Source organism: Rhodococcus sp. NPDC080181 (assembly GCF_040702225.1).
Taxonomy (GTDB): Bacteria; Actinomycetota; Actinomycetes; order Mycobacteriales; family Mycobacteriaceae; genus Rhodococcoides; species Rhodococcoides fascians.
Map to the genome: position 1 here is coordinate 192,849 of NZ_JBFBKN010000004.1, position 15,012 is coordinate 207,860.

At 66.4% G+C, this 15,012-nt stretch carries 12 protein-coding genes and 1 tRNA gene; 7 read left to right on the forward strand and 6 right to left on the reverse strand.

Annotated elements, in window-relative coordinates; translation table 11 throughout:
* Together topA and AB0O58_RS06715 are read left to right on the forward strand one after the other, a co-directional pair.
* The gene (topA, locus tag AB0O58_RS06710; protein ID WP_027494469.1) at positions 1–3,006 is read left to right on the forward strand and encodes a type I DNA topoisomerase; all 3,006 of its coding nucleotides are present in this window, start codon (positions 1–3) and stop codon (positions 3,004–3,006) included.
* A 118-nt stretch (positions 3,007–3,124) separates the two neighbouring features.
* Positions 3,125–4,312 carry a DNA polymerase III subunit delta' gene (locus AB0O58_RS06715; RefSeq protein WP_032386020.1) on the forward strand — a complete coding sequence of 396 codons (1,188 nt, stop codon included), beginning with the start codon at positions 3,125–3,127 and terminating at the stop codon, positions 4,310–4,312.
* On the opposite strand, the gene AB0O58_RS06720 is transcribed toward AB0O58_RS06715, so the two are convergent.
* Entirely contained in the window at positions 4,309–4,827 is a 519-nt protein-coding gene (locus AB0O58_RS06720; protein ID WP_032399635.1) for a CGNR zinc finger domain-containing protein, read from the reverse strand. The two genes, AB0O58_RS06715 and AB0O58_RS06720, sit on opposite strands and share 4 nt — an antisense overlap.
* A gap of 87 nt (positions 4,828–4,914) precedes the next feature.
* Between AB0O58_RS06720 and AB0O58_RS06725 the strand changes: the two genes are divergently transcribed.
* The 3 genes from AB0O58_RS06725 to AB0O58_RS06735 all read left to right on the forward strand — a co-directional run bounded on the left by AB0O58_RS06725 (position 4,915) and on the right by AB0O58_RS06735 (position 6,955).
* On the forward strand, positions 4,915–5,610 hold the full coding sequence (locus tag AB0O58_RS06725; RefSeq protein ID WP_032399634.1) for an SDR family oxidoreductase: 696 nt from the start codon (positions 4,915–4,917) through the stop codon (positions 5,608–5,610).
* Positions 5,611–5,676: 66 nt separating this feature from the next.
* A tRNA-Thr gene (locus AB0O58_RS06730) sits at positions 5,677–5,749 on the forward strand.
* Between the two features lie 396 nt (positions 5,750–6,145).
* The gene (locus AB0O58_RS06735; RefSeq protein ID WP_032399633.1) at positions 6,146–6,955 is read left to right on the forward strand and encodes an alpha/beta fold hydrolase; all 810 of its coding nucleotides are present in this window, start codon (positions 6,146–6,148) and stop codon (positions 6,953–6,955) included.
* Here AB0O58_RS06735 and AB0O58_RS06740 read toward each other — a convergent pair.
* From AB0O58_RS06740 to AB0O58_RS06755, 4 genes are read right to left on the reverse strand one after another with little or no spacing between them, the layout of a single operon-like run.
* Entirely contained in the window at positions 6,945–7,757 is an 813-nt protein-coding gene (locus AB0O58_RS06740; RefSeq protein WP_032399632.1) for an ABC transporter permease, read from the reverse strand. The genes AB0O58_RS06735 and AB0O58_RS06740 overlap by 11 nt on opposite strands.
* Positions 7,754–8,716 carry an ATP-binding cassette domain-containing protein gene (locus AB0O58_RS06745; protein ID WP_283550648.1) on the reverse strand — a complete coding sequence of 321 codons (963 nt, stop codon included), beginning with the start codon at positions 8,714–8,716 and terminating at the stop codon, positions 7,754–7,756. The genes AB0O58_RS06740 and AB0O58_RS06745 overlap by 4 nt, the downstream gene beginning before the upstream one ends.
* Complete coding sequence (locus tag AB0O58_RS06750) at positions 8,713–9,804, reverse strand: hypothetical protein (RefSeq protein WP_283550647.1); 1,092 nt, start codon at positions 9,802–9,804, stop codon at positions 8,713–8,715. Before AB0O58_RS06750 ends, AB0O58_RS06745 begins: the two co-directional genes overlap by 4 nt.
* A gap of 58 nt (positions 9,805–9,862) precedes the next feature.
* Positions 9,863–10,960 carry a DNA alkylation repair protein gene (locus AB0O58_RS06755; protein ID WP_287452671.1) on the reverse strand — a complete coding sequence of 366 codons (1,098 nt, stop codon included), beginning with the start codon at positions 10,958–10,960 and terminating at the stop codon, positions 9,863–9,865.
* A gap of 303 nt (positions 10,961–11,263) precedes the next feature.
* On the opposite strand from AB0O58_RS06755, the gene AB0O58_RS06760 reads away from it, so the two are divergent.
* Positions 11,264–13,570, forward strand: coding sequence for a diguanylate cyclase (locus tag AB0O58_RS06760; RefSeq protein ID WP_366238032.1), 2,307 nt, complete (start codon positions 11,264–11,266; stop codon positions 13,568–13,570).
* Positions 13,455–13,751 carry an EAL domain-containing protein gene (locus AB0O58_RS06765; RefSeq protein WP_155289532.1) on the forward strand — a complete coding sequence of 99 codons (297 nt, stop codon included), beginning with the start codon at positions 13,455–13,457 and terminating at the stop codon, positions 13,749–13,751. The genes AB0O58_RS06760 and AB0O58_RS06765 overlap by 116 nt, the downstream gene beginning before the upstream one ends.
* A 3-nt stretch (positions 13,752–13,754) precedes the next feature.
* On the opposite strand, the gene AB0O58_RS06770 is transcribed toward AB0O58_RS06765, so the two are convergent.
* Complete coding sequence (locus tag AB0O58_RS06770) at positions 13,755–15,002, reverse strand: MFS transporter (RefSeq protein ID WP_094717162.1); 1,248 nt, start codon at positions 15,000–15,002, stop codon at positions 13,755–13,757.
* Positions 15,003–15,012: the final 10 nt, after the last annotated feature.

Here is a 15,012-nt window from a genome sequence, read left to right on the forward strand (position 1 = left end):
GTGGCAGCACGTAACAACGGCTCGGGGGACAGCTCCGCCGAGCCGCGTCGTCTGGTCATCGTCGAGTCTCCGACCAAGGCCAAAAAGATCGCTCCCTACCTCGGGAGCAACTATGTCGTCGAGGCCTCGGTCGGCCATATTCGCGACCTTCCGCGTGGTGCTGCCGACGTGCCCGCCAAGTACAAGGGCGAGCCGTGGGCACGTCTGGGCGTGGACGTCGACCACGACTTCGAGGCCCTGTACGTCGTCTCGCCCGAGAAGAAGGGCAAGGTCGCAGAGCTCAAGAGCCTGCTCAAGGACGCCGACGAGCTGTATCTCGCCACTGACCCCGACCGCGAGGGTGAGGCCATCGCCTGGCATCTCCTCGAGACCCTGAACCCCAAAGTCCCCGTTCGGCGCATGGTCTTCCACGAGATCACCAAGCCGGCGATCCTCGCGGCCGCCGCCGATACTCGCGACCTCGACCAAGACCTCGTCGACGCACAGGAAACCCGCCGCATCCTCGACCGTCTCTACGGCTACGAGGTCAGCCCGGTGCTGTGGAAGAAGGTCATGCCGAAGCTGTCGGCAGGCCGTGTGCAGTCCGTGGCCACCCGCATCATCGTCCAGCGTGAGCGCGAGCGGATGGCGTTCCGTAGCGCCGAGTACTGGGATATTTCTGCCACCCTCGACGCCGGGGCCGAGGCGAGCCCGCGCAGTTTCGGAGCTCGGCTGGTCAACGTCGACGGCAACCGCGTCGCCGCCGGCCGCGACTTCGGTCCCGACGGCAAGCTCAAGACCGAGTCGGTCACCGTTCTCGACGAACCGCATGCCCGACGCCTCGCCGACGCGCTGGAAGGCGTCGACCTCACCGTCGCGTCCGCCGAGGACAAGCCGTACACGCGTAAGCCGTACCCGCCGTTCATGACGTCGACGCTGCAGCAGGAGGCCGGCCGCAAGCTGCGGTTCAGTTCCGAGCGGACCATGCGTGTCGCGCAGCGTCTGTACGAGAACGGCTACATCACCTACATGCGTACCGACTCGACGTCGCTGTCCGCGTCTGCGGTCTCCGCGGCACGGGCGCAGGCGACCGAGCTGTACGGCCCGGAGTACGTGCACCCCACTCCGCGGCAGTACACCCGCAAGGTCAAGAACGCGCAGGAGGCGCACGAGGCCATCCGCCCCTCGGGTGACGTGTTCCAGACTCCCGGGCAGCTGCATTCGGCGCTGCAGACCGACGAGTTCCGGCTCTACGAGCTGATCTGGCAGCGCACGGTCGCGTCGCAGATGGCCGATCTACGCGGCACCACGCTTACGCTGCGCATCACCGGAACCGCCGGTACCGGCGAGGAGTGCACGTTCTCCGCGTCGGGTCGCACCATCACGTTCGCGGGCTTCCTCAAGGCCTACGTCGAGAGCGTCGACGACGAGGCAGGCGGTCAGACCGACGACGCCGAGTCGCGTCTGCCCGCGTTGAAGGCCGGCCAGGCGGTGACGGCCACCAAGCTCGATCCCGACGGTCACACCACCAACCCGCCTGCTCGATTCACCGAGGCGTCGCTGATCAAGACGCTCGAAGAGTTGGGAATCGGTCGGCCGTCGACGTATTCGTCGATCATCAAGACGATCCTCGACCGCGGTTACGTCTACAAGCGTGGCAGCGCTCTCGTGCCGTCGTGGGTGGCGTTCTCGGTGATTGCGTTGCTGGAAGCGCACTTCGGGCGTCTGGTGGACTTCGACTTCACCGCAGGTATGGAAGACGATCTCGACGCGATCGCGGGAGGCCGTGAGCGGCGCGGAGATTGGCTGCAGAGCTTCTACTTCGGCGGCGAGACCGGTGCCGAAGGTTCGGTGGCGCGCTCGGGTGGCCTGAAGAAGATGGTGGGCCAGAACCTCGAAGACATCGATGCGCGCACCATCAACTCGATTCGTCTGTTCGACGACTCCGAGGGGCGCGAAATCCATGTGCGCGTGGGCCGTTACGGTCCGTACCTCGAGCGCATGGTCAAGAACGACGACGATCCGGACGGCGATCCGATCAGCCAGCGCGCCAACCTGCCCGACGATCTGCCGCCGGACGAGCTGACGATCGATTTCGCCGAAAAGCTCTTCGCCACACCACAAGAGGGCCGCAAGCTCGGTGTGGATCCGCTGACCGGCCACGACATCGTGGCGAAGGAAGGCCGTTTCGGGCCCTACGTCACCGAGATCCTGCCCGAGCCGGAACCTGAACCCACGCCCCCCGAGCCCGACATCGTCCCGGTGCCGTCCGGCAACGACGGTGATGGCGGCGGTGGCGTCAAGACTGCGGTGAAGAAGGCCGCGGCCAAGAAGGCACCGGCCAAGAAGGCTGCAGCGAAGAAGGCCACCGGCCCCAAGCCGCGGACCGGTTCGTTGCTCAAGTCGATGGATCTGGCGACGATCACGCTCGAGGATGCGCTCAAGCTGCTGTCGTTGCCACGCGTCGTCGGTGTCGATCCCGAGTCCAAGGAAGAGATCACCGCGCAGAACGGCCGCTACGGCCCGTATCTGAAGAAGGGCACCGACTCTCGCTCGCTCGCCGACGAGGATCAGATGTTCACGGTCAGTCTCGAAGAGGCTCTGAAGATCTACGCCGAGCCCAAGCGTCGGGGCCGTCAGGGCGAGGCCAAGCCGCCGCTGCGGGAACTGGGCGTCGACCCGATCAGTGAGAAGCCGATGGTGATCAAGGACGGTCGATTCGGGCCGTACGTCACCGATGGCGAGACCAACGCAAGTCTGCGCAAGGACGACGAGGTCGAGACGATCACCGACGATCGCGCGTCGGAGTTGTTGGCGGACAGGCGTGCTCGTGGCCCGGTGAAGAAGAAGGCTCCGGCGAAGAAGGCCGCTGCGAAGAAGGCTCCGGCCAAGAAGGCTGCTGCGAAGAAGGCTCCGGCCAAGAAGGCTGCAGCCAAGAAGACCGCCACGAAGACGACGGCGGCCAAGACGACGACGAAGAAGGCTGCTGCCAAGAAGGCACCGGCGAAGAAGACCGACGGCGAGTAGCTCGCGAACTCGAAGTTGTGGATGGAATCGGCAGCGATCACGTCCACAGCTTCGAGTTCGGCAGTGTCCGGGAACAGTGCGCCGGGAGTAGTCGGTCCCAACCGTTAGGGTTGCCAGCATGGCGGGTGTGTTCGATCGTTTGGTCGGTCAGGAAGATGTCGAGGCCGATCTGACGGCTGCAGCAGTGGCTGCTCGTACGGGCGTCGACTCGTCGGCGATGACGCATTCGTGGCTCTTCACCGGCCCTCCCGGGTCCGGGCGTTCCATCGCCGCCCTGTGCTTCGCTGCGGCGTTGCAGTGCACCACCGAGGGCATTCCGGGGTGTGGGCATTGTCAGGCGTGTTCGACGACGATGGCAGGCACTCACGGCGATGTGCGACGCGTCATCCCGGAGGGTCTGAGCATCAGTACCAAGGAGATGCGAGACATCGTCTCGGTCGCGTCGCGTCGGCCGAGCACCGGTCTGTGGCAGGTGGTCGTCGTCGAGGATGCCGATCGACTCACCGAGGGTGCCGGAAACGTGCTGCTCAAGGTCGTCGAGGAGCCGCCCGCTCGGACGGTGTTCCTGTTGTGCGCTCCGTCGGTCGATCCGCAGGACATCTCGGTGACGCTGCGCTCACGCTGCCGGCACGTCTCGTTGGTGACGCCCACGGTGCCTGCCATCGCGCAGGTGCTGCAGACCCGCGACAAGCTCGACGCCGAGACCGCGGAGTGGGCCGCGTCGATCAGCGGCGGCCACGTGGGCAGAGCACGCCGACTCGCCACCGACGAGGACGCGCGGGCGCGACGCAAGCGGGCACTTGCCCTGGCGTCGGCCGCGGCCCGTCCCAATCAGGCATACCTCGCAGCCGAGGAACTGGTGAAGGCCGCCGAGGACGAGGCCAAGGAAATGAGTGCCACTCGTGACGAGGCCGAGACCGAGGAATTGCGCACGGCCCTCGGAGCTGGAGGTACAGGTAAGGGCGCTGCCGGAGCATTGCGTGGCTCGGCCGGAGTGCTCAAGGACCTCGAGAAGCGGCAGAAGTCTCGCGCCACCAGAACCGGCCGCGACTCGCTGGACCGGGCGTTGATGGACCTGGTGGGCCTGTACCGCGACGCGCTCGCGCGTTCGTACGGCTCGACCGCGACGGCTACGCACCCCGACATGGCCGAGCAGGTCGAGCGAATGGCAAAGGCCGTACCGCCCGAGGCTCTGCTGAAAAGTATCGAGGCGATCCTCGAATGCCGAGAGTCGTTGGCTGTCAACGCAAAACCCAAATTTGCGATCTATGCGATGGTCGCGACGCTCGGGGATGTCCTGCGTTAGTCCATCGCTTTTTTCCGCGCCCGCGAAGCGCGAAGATTGGCGACATTGCCGCACGTCTTCACGTCGTGCCAGACGCCGCTGTTGTTGCGGGAGCGGTCGTAGAAGGCAGATCCACATGCCTCGTTCTTGCATCGCTTGAGTCGACGCCACGTGTCCGCTTGTTGGGCGAGAAGCACTTCGGACCACATTCTCGACGCGATGTAGTCGGTCCCGGTGCCGGTCGGCATCAGTCGTACGGTGCCGTCGCCGCCCGGTAGAAGTTCCGCTCGGACGGCCGGACGCGTGGGCAGGTCGCCGGCAATGGCCGCTTCGACATCCGAGCGCAGAGCCCGCAGCGTGGCCGCATCGTCGTCCGACAGCGCGGTCTCCCACACGAGCGATGCTGCCTTCCCGTCCGCTAGGAGGTCGGGGAGGCCGTACGCGTCGATGGCTCGCGTGTTGAGCAGATTCTGAACCACCTGCAGTCCGGCGGGTGCCGGTGCGAGGTGAAAGCGCTCCGTCGGCGACTGTGACATAAGTGAACAGTATTTGACTATGTCGAACTGGTCAATTACTACTGACAGAGTCAAAAGCATTTAACCTCTGTCGTAAGGGTGAGTTCGATGGTGTCTGTTTCGGGAGCAACGGTATTGGTGACCGGCGGTCAGCGCGGTCTGGGCAAGGCGACAGTCGACGCATTGCTCGAGCGTGGGGCAACGAAGGTGTACGCGACTGCGAGGAGCCCGCGAGAGGACTCGGATCCTCGGGTGGTTCCCGTTGCTCTCGATGTCACCGACGCGGATTCCGTTGCCGCACTTGCCGATATCGCGTCCGATGTGTCGATCGTCTTCAACAACGCCGGCGCTCCCGGAACGACACCGTTGCTGACGACGTCGATCGACGACATTCGCGCGGTGTTCGAGACCAATGTCTTCGGCGCGCTGCGAATCGCGCAAGAGTTCGCTCCGATACTGAAGGCAAACGGCGGCGGGGCGTTGGTCGACATTCACTCGGTGCTGTCGTGGCTCGGCGGTGCAGGTGCCTACGGGGCATCGAAGGCGGCGATCTGGTCGGCCACCAACTCGCTCCGGCTCGAGCTCGCACCGCAGGGAACCCTCGTTGTCGGGGTGCATTTCGGGTACACCGACACCGACATGATCGCCGAACTCGACGTCCCGAAGAACGACCCACGCGACGTGGTGCGCCAGGTGCTCGACGCCCTGGAGGCGGGGGAGACCGAAGTGCTCGCCGACGACCTGACCAGGCACGTCAAGACGATCCTCGGCGGGCCTGCGGAAGGACTCGGCCTCGCGGGCTGACCGTCAGGGAGGGCGATTTTCGTTTCGACCCGATGCTCCGTTAGACTCACCAACGCCGAAAGGCACGCCGCCTTAGCTCAGTCGGTAGAGCATTTCACTCGTAATGAAAAGGTCAAGAGTTCGATTCTCTTAGGCGGCTCAGACTCAGCCCCTCACCGATACAAATCTGTGAGGGGCTTTTTCGTATTCCGCTCCGGTGAGCGTCGGACTCGTCAGCGTCGCGGACCCCGCGACATCCATCACCGAACGAACAGGAACACCCACATGATCGACGCCGTCATCTTCACCAACTAGTCCGACACCGAAACCCCCGTCCGAATCAGCACCATCGACGGACACCAGCATGTCGGCAAGATCGGGGCCGTGGACAACAACGATGAGGACGGTGGCTTCATCACCGTCGCCCTCACCGAAGTCCCCACAGGGTCTCCCTACGTCACCGTCGTCATCGCTGTCGACGCGATCACCGCCATAAAAAGCTGAACCGCAGACACCCTGACCTTCCGCACCACCGTCGACGGGCACACTGGACGAGGTGTTCGCCTCCCTCGCCCCGGCCCGTCGTCGCCTCGCGTACGTCGTACTCGCTCTCGTCCTGATCGGGCTCGTCGTGGCCGTGGCGGCCTTCGTCGAATCGCGGTCCACGAACGACCCCGTCGCGAGCGTCGACCAGTCGGTTCCCGGCCCGGTATTACTGGTCCCCGGGTTCGGCGGATCCACCGATGCTCTCGAGGTGCTCGCGGCGGAACTACGGGAGAACGGCCGCGACGCCACCGTCGTGGCCCTGCCCGATGGTGGCGTCGGCGACCTGACCGCACAGGCGCAGACGCTGCGCGACGCCGTCGACGCGGCTCTGACTCGGACGGGAGCGACCTCGGTCGACGTCGTCGGCTATTCCGCCGGCGGGGTGGTGGCCCGGATCTGGGCTGCCGATCTGGGCGGTGCCGAGCAGGCTCGACGCATCGTGACCCTCGGCTCCCCGCACCACGGCACCCAGGTGGCGGGTCTGGCTGCCCAGGTCCTGCCCGACCGGTGCCCGATCGCCTGCCAACAGCTGGCCCCGAACAGCTCCGTGCTGGCCGGCTTGAACTCGGGCGACGAGACGCCGGACGGGCCGCAGTGGGTGTCGATCTGGACCGAACTGGATCAGGTGGTGACCCCGCCGAACTCGGCCCAACTCGACGGCGCGATCGACATCCCCGTCCAGAGCGTGTGCGCGGACTCGGCCGTCGACCACGGAAACCTGCCCCGTGATCCTCTCGTCGGCGCGATGGTCTCGGCCCAGTTGGACGGCAGCTCTACCGTCGAGCTCGGCGCAGCCGACTGCAGCCGTCTCAGCTCGTGATGTCCTTGGTCGTGAAATTCGCCCACGAGGCCCCCAGGAGCACGACGACGTAGACGCCCTGCAGACCGACGCCGCGCACCAGGTCCCGCGTCGGCACCGGGTCGCGGAAGAGATCGACGAAGGCCAGCCAGTACCGCGTCGGAAGGTACGGCGCGATGGCGTCGGCGGCGTCCAGCGTCAGCAGTAGCGAGCTGGCGATGAGGAAGGCCAACGCGCCCAGCGTCGCCGCGAGTGGCGAGTCGGTCAGGGTCGACAGGAACAGCCCCATGGCGGCAACTCCGAGCATCGACAGCGTCACGTAGAGCACGGCGATGACTGTGCGCACGGCGACCTGTTCGTCGGTCAGTACCGTGCCGGACACGCTCGACACTCCGGCCAACGACGTGGTGTCGAACAGCGTCGTGCCGACGAAGTATGCAACGGCTGCCACGATGACCACTGCCAGCAGCACGAACGCAGCCACCGATATCAGCTTCGCGACCAACAGCTTCGTTCGTCCCACCGGGCGGGCCAGCAGGTAGCGCAGGGTGCCGGCCTGGGCCTCCCCGGCGACGGAATCGCCGGCGATGACCGACACCGCGACGGGCAGGAACAGCGGGAGCACGATGGCGAGAGCGGCGAGTGGGAAGAGCTGGCCGTTCGTGGTCACCGCGGACAGGAAGGCAGGGCCGTCGCCGGGACGCGGACCGACGTCGGTGAGGGCCAGCAGGCCCGCGACGATGGTGGGCAGCAGGTTCAGCAGGAGAATGACGACCCAGGTGCGGGGTCGGCGAAGCATCGCGCGCAGTTCGACGCCGATCATGCGGTCACCTCCGATCGGACGGAACCGTCGCGAGGGCCAGCGGGACCGTCGACTCGGTCCGAGCTGGCACCGGTGACCGCCAGCACCGACTGCTCGAGGCTCATCTGCTGCGGGCTCAACTCGCTCACCCGGACCCCGCCTTCGACGAGCAGTCGATTGAGCAGGGCCGGATCAGGGTGTTCGATCACGAGCTGTTGCCCGTCGCGCTCGAGCACGGTGGCGTCCTCCACATCGGACAGGACCGTCACCGCGTCGGCGGGGTCGGGGGTACGCACGAGCACTCGGCCGGTGGGTTGTTGGAATGCAGAGAGCTGATCCTGCAGAACGAGGCGACCTCGATCGAGTACTCCCACGCGGTCGCACAATTGCTCCACTTCGGCCAGCAGGTGGCTCGAGAGGAACATGGTTGTGCCCCGGGAATGCAAGTCCAGCAACAACTCTCGAATCTCGAGGATCCCCTGTGGATCGAGGCCATTGGTCGGCTCGTCGAGTATCAGCAGCTCGGGGGTGCGCATGAGCGCCGCGGCCAAGCCGAGGCGTTGCCGCATGCCGAGCGAGTACTGCTTGACCGGCCTGCGTCCGACCCCGGCGAGGCCCACCTGCTCGAGGGCCTCGCCGACGCGGGCGGTCCTGGTACGTCGGGAACCACCGGGGCCGGCCGCGTCGAGCAGCGTGAGGTTCCGGCGTCCGGAGAGGTTGGGGTAGGCGGCGGGGTTCTCGATCAGCGCACCCACCCGCGGCAGCACGCTCCTGCGTCGTCGCGGCATCTCCTCGCCGAGCACCTGCATCTGCCCGGAGGTGGCCAGGACCAGCCCGAGCAGCATCCGCACGGTCGTCGTCTTGCCGGAGCCGTTCGCGCCCACGAAGCCGTAGATGTCGCCGGCGCGTACGTCGAGGTCGACGCCGTCGACGGCCCGCACCGATCCGTAACGCTTGGTGAGGCCGGTCGTGCGGATCATGTGGCTGCTCCTTCGAGCTGCTGGGCGGCGGTGGCCAAGGTTTCTGCGGTGACGGTGCCGGAGAGCAGATATCGGCGGCGGTCTCCGGCGGGCTCGGTGATCAGGACGTTCAGCGGTCCGATCGACAGTGCGACGCTGTCGCCGGTCACGACTGCGCCGGGAGCGGCCCGCAACTGGTCGACGAGCCCGCGCGCGGCGCGACGCGGCAGCGGAGCGGCGATCAGCTCGGTCACTCCGCGGCCGTATATCCCGACGGATCCCGGTTCGTCGCGGGCCCGCAGATCCAGTCCGGACAGAGTCGACGGAAGACGGGGAGAGTCGATCCCGTCGGCGAACGAGGCGATGTCGAGGCCGTCCTGCTGCTGCACATCGGTTCCCGGGGGCGGGACGAAACGGACGGTGTCGGCATCGGGCATCTCGGATGAGAAGTCCAGGAATGCAGTGCTGACAACAGGCCGAGCGGCCCCGCCGGCGAGCACGTCGACCTGCAGTGGCAGCCCGCTGTCGGGGTCGGCCCACACGTCGACCTCGGTGATGGTGCTCTGCGGCTCGGCGGGGACGAGCCGCAGGCCAGGGGCGTCCCGGCCGGCGATTCGGCGGGTCGGCAGCCGGGTGACCTCGTCGGTGGTCGCCTCACTGAGCAACCGCTGCCCGAGCTCCGGCGGCAGCAGGTCGGCCTCGCGCGGCAGACGCAGGCTCGGTTCGGGGACCGGGGTTTCCACGGCCGTGTTCTGTTCGTAGTCCCATCTCCACAGCAGAGCCGGGGACCGGTAGAGACCGCGTTCACCGGCCAGGCGGACGGTGTCGACTCGAAAGCTGTCCGGGGCGCGGTACCAGGCGCGCAGGGTCGTGGTGTCGCCCAGCAGATCCGGTAGGCCGCCGAGTCCGTCGGTGACCGGCAGGGTGACGCCGCCAACGGCCTGGGCGTAGCCCGAATACGTTGTTGCGGTGGAGGACTGGACCCGAGACAGCAGTTCCGCCGCACCGATGTCCGACGCGGCGACGGGCAGGCGCTCGATCACCGAGGGCGTGGCGACGAGCACGGCGATGCCGAGCACCACCGCCAGCCACCGCCACTGTCCACGCACCTCATCGACCGTACGGACGTAGCCGATGTGCCGCATGTGCGTGGTACAAAACTCGCGGCTAGCGGACGAGCACGAACTCCGCGAGACCGTAACTCACACCGTTGATCTGGAGCTCGATCGAGTGCGGGCCGGGGTAGTACGTGCGTGTGGTCAACGTTCTGAACGAGTGTCGGCGCGCTACCTCGATGCTCTCTCCGGGCGCGACCGATTTGGTCGTCAGCTTGAACGTTTTCCCTGTCACCCCGCCGTTCGCTTTGGTGTGGTGGACGACGTAGTCGATCGCGATCTGTGCGGGCTCGACGCCGACGTTGCGGATTTTCGCGGTGAACTGCAGGCTGTCGCCGATCTGCAGCTCGGCCACGTCCACGGCAGGGCCCGTCACCTCGAGTTCGGCCGGGGCGAAACCCAGTAACGCGAGCGCGTCGGTGTTCCCCTTCTTGATCACCGTCCGAAGCGCATGGCGCGCAAGCCGGTCGGTGTTGGCGTCCGGCTCGCCCAGCCACCGCGCCGCGGTCCCGACGACGACATCCGGGATGTCTCGGCTGAAGTCGTTGAGATGGTTGGCAACCGACCGCCGAACGTAGTCGCTGTCGTCTCGGTACAGCCTGTCCAGAATCGGCACGGTCACGCCGGGGCGCGCAAGTATTTCGGGCACTCTCACCGACCACGGCAAGTACGGTCGAGTGCCTTCCGACGCGAGGCGGCGAACGTGTTCGTCCGGTGATTGCGTCCACTCGGACGCGATGGCGAGAGCCCGATCCAGATCGGTTCGCAGGAAGGTCCGGATGGCGAATTCGGAGGTCAGTCGGCCGGTGAGCTCGGCGAGCAAGGACATCCCGTCGTCGAACGCGGTCGCAGTGCGCTCGTCGACGGCCTTCGATGCGACAGCACTCGTCACGGGCCAGATGGACCAGCCTCGAAAGTCGGGATCTGCAGCGGCCAGTCGGATGGTCCGAGCGAACTGGGCGTAGTCGCCCGGCAGCCCTGTCAGTAGCGCGTCACGCAGCAGGTCGGCGCGGGCTCGGAGTGCGAGTGGGCCCAACCCGTCCGACGACTCTCGAAGCGACGACAGATCCGCGTTCGGAGCAGCCGTACGAATGGTCCGAAACAGCGTGTGGGCTGCGTCCGGACCGAGTAGTTCATCGGCGAAGGGCATGAGAGCTTCTTACCCGACGCATCGCGTTCGTTCGGCGGCGGACCGAAGGTACGGATTATCCGGCGAAACGCCCGATTCTCGGCTGCCCGAACGGCAGCAGTGTAAAAAGAACTGCGATAACCTTCGCGAAACACAATGTGCTGAAACGCTGGTCAATGCGGGTCTTCGGTGGTGAAGTACCGAATTCCGGTCCCGGTCCGATCATTCTGTGCAACGCGCTACGAACCTGGGGGGTCGCATCGTGCTCGTCGTCGACTCGAACCGATTCGTGAGCCCGGTGTATCGAGCCGATGAGCGATCGCGGTGAGCGGGTGGCTCTGGGTGGTGATCCTCAACGGGATCACCGCTGCTGCGTACTCGGGGATCGTGCTGTTCATCATCCGAGGGCTGTTGCGAACCGGGCAGTTTCGCGCCAACCGGCTCGCGGTCGCCACCGCTGCGATCTTCACGACGTGTGCCGCCCACCATTTGATCCATGCGTGGCATCTGACGGCCGGGCTCGGCACTCACGCATCGCATCTCGGTACCGATTCCGGCATGGGAACCCTGGACGCGATGCGGGAGTCGATGGGCGGGACCGTCGATGTGATGGTGACGGCCTCGACGGCACTCGCCGGCGTCGTCTACCTGGGGATGCGCCGCTTCTACGGACCGTTGCTCCGCTCACCTGCGATGTTCGACGACGCGAGCGAGGCCCGGTATCGGCAGCTGGCGGCGAACCTCCCGCACACGTCGGTGCTGGTCGTCGATCGCGACCTGCGATTCATCCTCGTCGAAGGTGCCGGACTGCTGGCGGAAGGATACGACCCGCGGCGGATGGAGGGGCAGCTGCTGCAAGACACTGTGCCGCCGGAGGTCTATGCCCGGCTGAAGCCGTTCTACACAGCGGCCATCGATGGGGAGGAATCGTCCTTCGACTCCGTGGGTTCCCGGACGGGTGCGATCTTCGCCGTGAAGACCAGACCTCTGCGCGATGACAAAGGTCGAATCGTCGGCGCGATGGTGCTGTCCGAGGACGTCACTGCCGAGCGTGAGGCGCGCGCCGAGCTCGAGCAGGCGCGCGCGTTCCGTGATGCGGTGCTGACGGCATCGCCGGACGTCACCATCGTCACCGATGTCGAGACCGGGACCGTGAAGTGGGCCTCGCGCAACGTCAGGTCGTTGTTGACCGGACCGAACCAGGACGGCTCACCCGGCGACACCGCCGCCCCCGAGGACGGGTTGGAGTCGGTGGTGTCCGAGGACATCGACGTCGTCCGGGCAGCGGACCGGGACGCTGCCTCCCTGCCGGATGGGGAGAGCGTCAGCATCCGGTACCGGGTGCGTGCGGCGGACGGCTCGCTGAGGTGGCTTTCGCGGCGTACCACCCCGTTCCGACATGGACCGGCGGGTTCAGCGGCGGAGGTGCTCTCGGTGGTGCGGGAGGTGACCGACGTTGTCGAAGCCGAGCGCGCTCTCGAGCGTGCAGCCCTGCAAGATCCGTTGACCGGTCTGCCCAACCGTATGAAGCTGCTGGAGCGAATCGGATCGGCGATCGAGCGGGGTGCGCGCACCGGCGCTGCCGCGGCGGTGCTGTTCTGCGATCTGGACGGGTTCAAACGAATCAACGACACCGGTGGCCATGCGGCCGGAGACGCCGTGCTGGTCGAGGTCGCTCGCCGCTTGCGCTCGGTGCTGCGAGCCGAGGACTCGATCGCCCGCGTCGGCGGCGACGAGTTCGTTCTGGTCCTCGATGCGTTGCCTGCGGAGAACGGGACAGGCAAGCCTGCGGGCGGCGCACTTGCCGCACAGGTTGCCGAACGAATCCGGACGGTACTCGCAGCGCCCATCGCGTACGGAGGCCGTGAGTACGTGGTGTCGGCAAGCGTCGGGATGGTGTTGGTCCGCCGGGGCGTCAGTGCCCAGGAAGCGCTGCGCGATGCGGACTCCGCGATGTACCGGGCGAAGCAATTGGGCAAGGACCGAATCGAACTGTTCGACGACGCGCTGCGGGTGCACGCGATCGAGCGTGCGTACATCGAACAGACCCTGAGGGACGCGCTCGATCCTGATCGGGGCGGTTCCGCGACATTCGGTGTGGCCTACCAACCGGTCTACGATCTCGGCAGTCGGCGACTCGTCAGTTTCGAGGCGCTCGCTCGCCTGCGGGACAGCACGGGCACAGCGATTTCACCCGACAGATTCATCCCGGTGGCCGAGGACACGGGGCTCATTTCCGATCTGGGTGAGCGCGTGCTCGACGACGCTCTCGGCACCCTCGCGCGGTGGCGATCCGAGAACCCGCCTACCTCCGCGTCCGACGAGCCCGTCACGATGGCCGTGAATCTCAGTGCCCGACAGGCTCAACACGTCGACATTTGTGCGGCAGTGGAAACAGCCCTCGAGCGGCATCGCATGGCTCCGGGGGACCTCGTTCTCGAGCTCACCGAGTCCGTGTTGCTCGATTCCGGCTCGTCGGTCCTGCGTCAGCTCGGCGAAATTACGCACGCTGGGTGTGGGAATCGCCATCGACGACTTCGGAACGGGCTTCGCGAGCCTGCGATACCTCGCTACGCTGCCGGTGAGCGCAGTGAAGATAGACCGGTCGTTCACCTCCAGCATGACCAGTGACGCGACGAGCAGCAGCATCGTCGGAGCAATCATCAACTTGGCCCGCGATCTGAAACTCGGCTGCGTGGTCGAGGGCATCGAAACTCTCGATCAACTCGAAGCGCTGCCCAATTCTGTTCAGGGACAGGGTTACCTGCTGGGCAGACCTGCCGAGATCGCGTCGGATACCTGGAATCCCTGAGCCTCACCGCGGTGTTGCCGAGGCCCGTCGAGCCAGGGTTGCCACTCCCAGTAGAAGTACCAGCACCAAGGCCGCAAGTCCGGTCATGGCTGCGGTTGCGGACATCGACAGGGTGGCGATTCCGATTCCCACGGCCGGAATGCCCAGGCCGAGGTACGCGATCAGGAACAGTCCGGCCAAGGCCTCGCTTCGTTCGGCCGGTGCCGCCATCGCGGCAACGGCTCCCACTGCGGCCTTGAACAGAACGCCCGCCCCGATTCCGGCCACGACACCGCCTACCAGGAATGTCGGCAGGCTCAGGGTGTGCATTCCGACCACCAGCGCGATCAGACCGAGGGCCTCGGCCGAGATGCCAAGTGAGAGTTTCGCTGTACTCGACATGCGGCTGGTCATCGTCTGCGCGAGCGCTGCCGTGCCGAACACCGCGAACACGGTGGCACCGCTGAGGGCGCGGGACGGATGGTCGAGTGTGCCCGCGACGAATCCCGGTGCCACCGAGGTGAACACACCGAACACTGCGAACGACGCGAAACCGGCTGCGGCAGCGGCGAAGTACCCGGCGCGATCACCGTGATCGGCACTGATTCGCTGCGGGCGATAGGCGGGCCGCTCCGGCATTTCGGCCACGGTCTCGGGTACCAGCGCGACACCGACGACAGCGACGACGATCAGTACCGCGAACACCAGATACGGGGTGTGCAGGGGAGCCGCGACGAACTGCGCCAGGAACCCGGCTACCAACGGCCCGACGCCGAGTCCGCCGATGTTCGCTGCGGTGGAGACCTTCTCGAATCGCTGGCCGGACGCGGTCGGCCGGTGCGTGGAATGCAGCTCGTGCAGGTAGGCCGTGGCGGTCGCGGTGAGTGCTCCGACGCCGAGTCCGGTGATGAGCCGTGCGACGAGCAGTAGAGGAAGTGCAGTGCCGCTGAGGAACATGACCGCAGCCACCAATTCGAGCAGCAACGCGGCGATCAAGACCTTCTTCCGGCCCACCCAGTCCGAGACATGTCCGGCCAGAACAAGACTGACGATCACGCCGACGGCGTAGGCCGCGAACACGATCGTGACCATGAACGTCGAGAAGCCGTCACGCACCTGATAGAGCGGGTACAGCGGGCTGGGCACGGTGGAGAACGCCATCGCGGTGAGGAATGCCGCCGCAACCACCCAGAAGCCGACGCCGTGTCGACGAGTCGAGGTCGGTGAGTGAGTCTGTGCCGGCGGAGCGGCGGGCAGGGTGTCGTGGGACATGTCGTTCTCC

What these genes read in the sequence shown, in the direction of transcription:
- AB0O58_RS06720 (WP_032399635.1), bottom strand. Translation starts at nt 4,827, where the DNA reads ATGTCACAGTCGCCGACGGAGCGCTTTCACCTCGCACCGGCACCCGCC.
- AB0O58_RS06745 (WP_283550648.1), bottom strand. Translation starts at nt 8,716, where the DNA reads ATGATCCGCACGACCGGCCTCACCAAGCGTTACGGATCGGTGCGGGCC.
- AB0O58_RS06770 (WP_094717162.1), bottom strand. Translation starts at nt 15,002, where the DNA reads ATGTCCCACGACACCCTGCCCGCCGCTCCGCCGGCACAGACTCACTCA.
- AB0O58_RS06725 (WP_032399634.1), top strand. Translation starts at nt 4,915, where the DNA reads ATGGTGTCTGTTTCGGGAGCAACGGTATTGGTGACCGGCGGTCAGCGC.
- AB0O58_RS06755 (WP_287452671.1), bottom strand. Translation starts at nt 10,960, where the DNA reads ATGCCCTTCGCCGATGAACTACTCGGTCCGGACGCAGCCCACACGCTG.
- AB0O58_RS06740 (WP_032399632.1), bottom strand. Translation starts at nt 7,757, where the DNA reads ATGATCGGCGTCGAACTGCGCGCGATGCTTCGCCGACCCCGCACCTGG.
- AB0O58_RS06715 (WP_032386020.1), top strand. Translation starts at nt 3,125, where the DNA reads ATGGCGGGTGTGTTCGATCGTTTGGTCGGTCAGGAAGATGTCGAGGCC.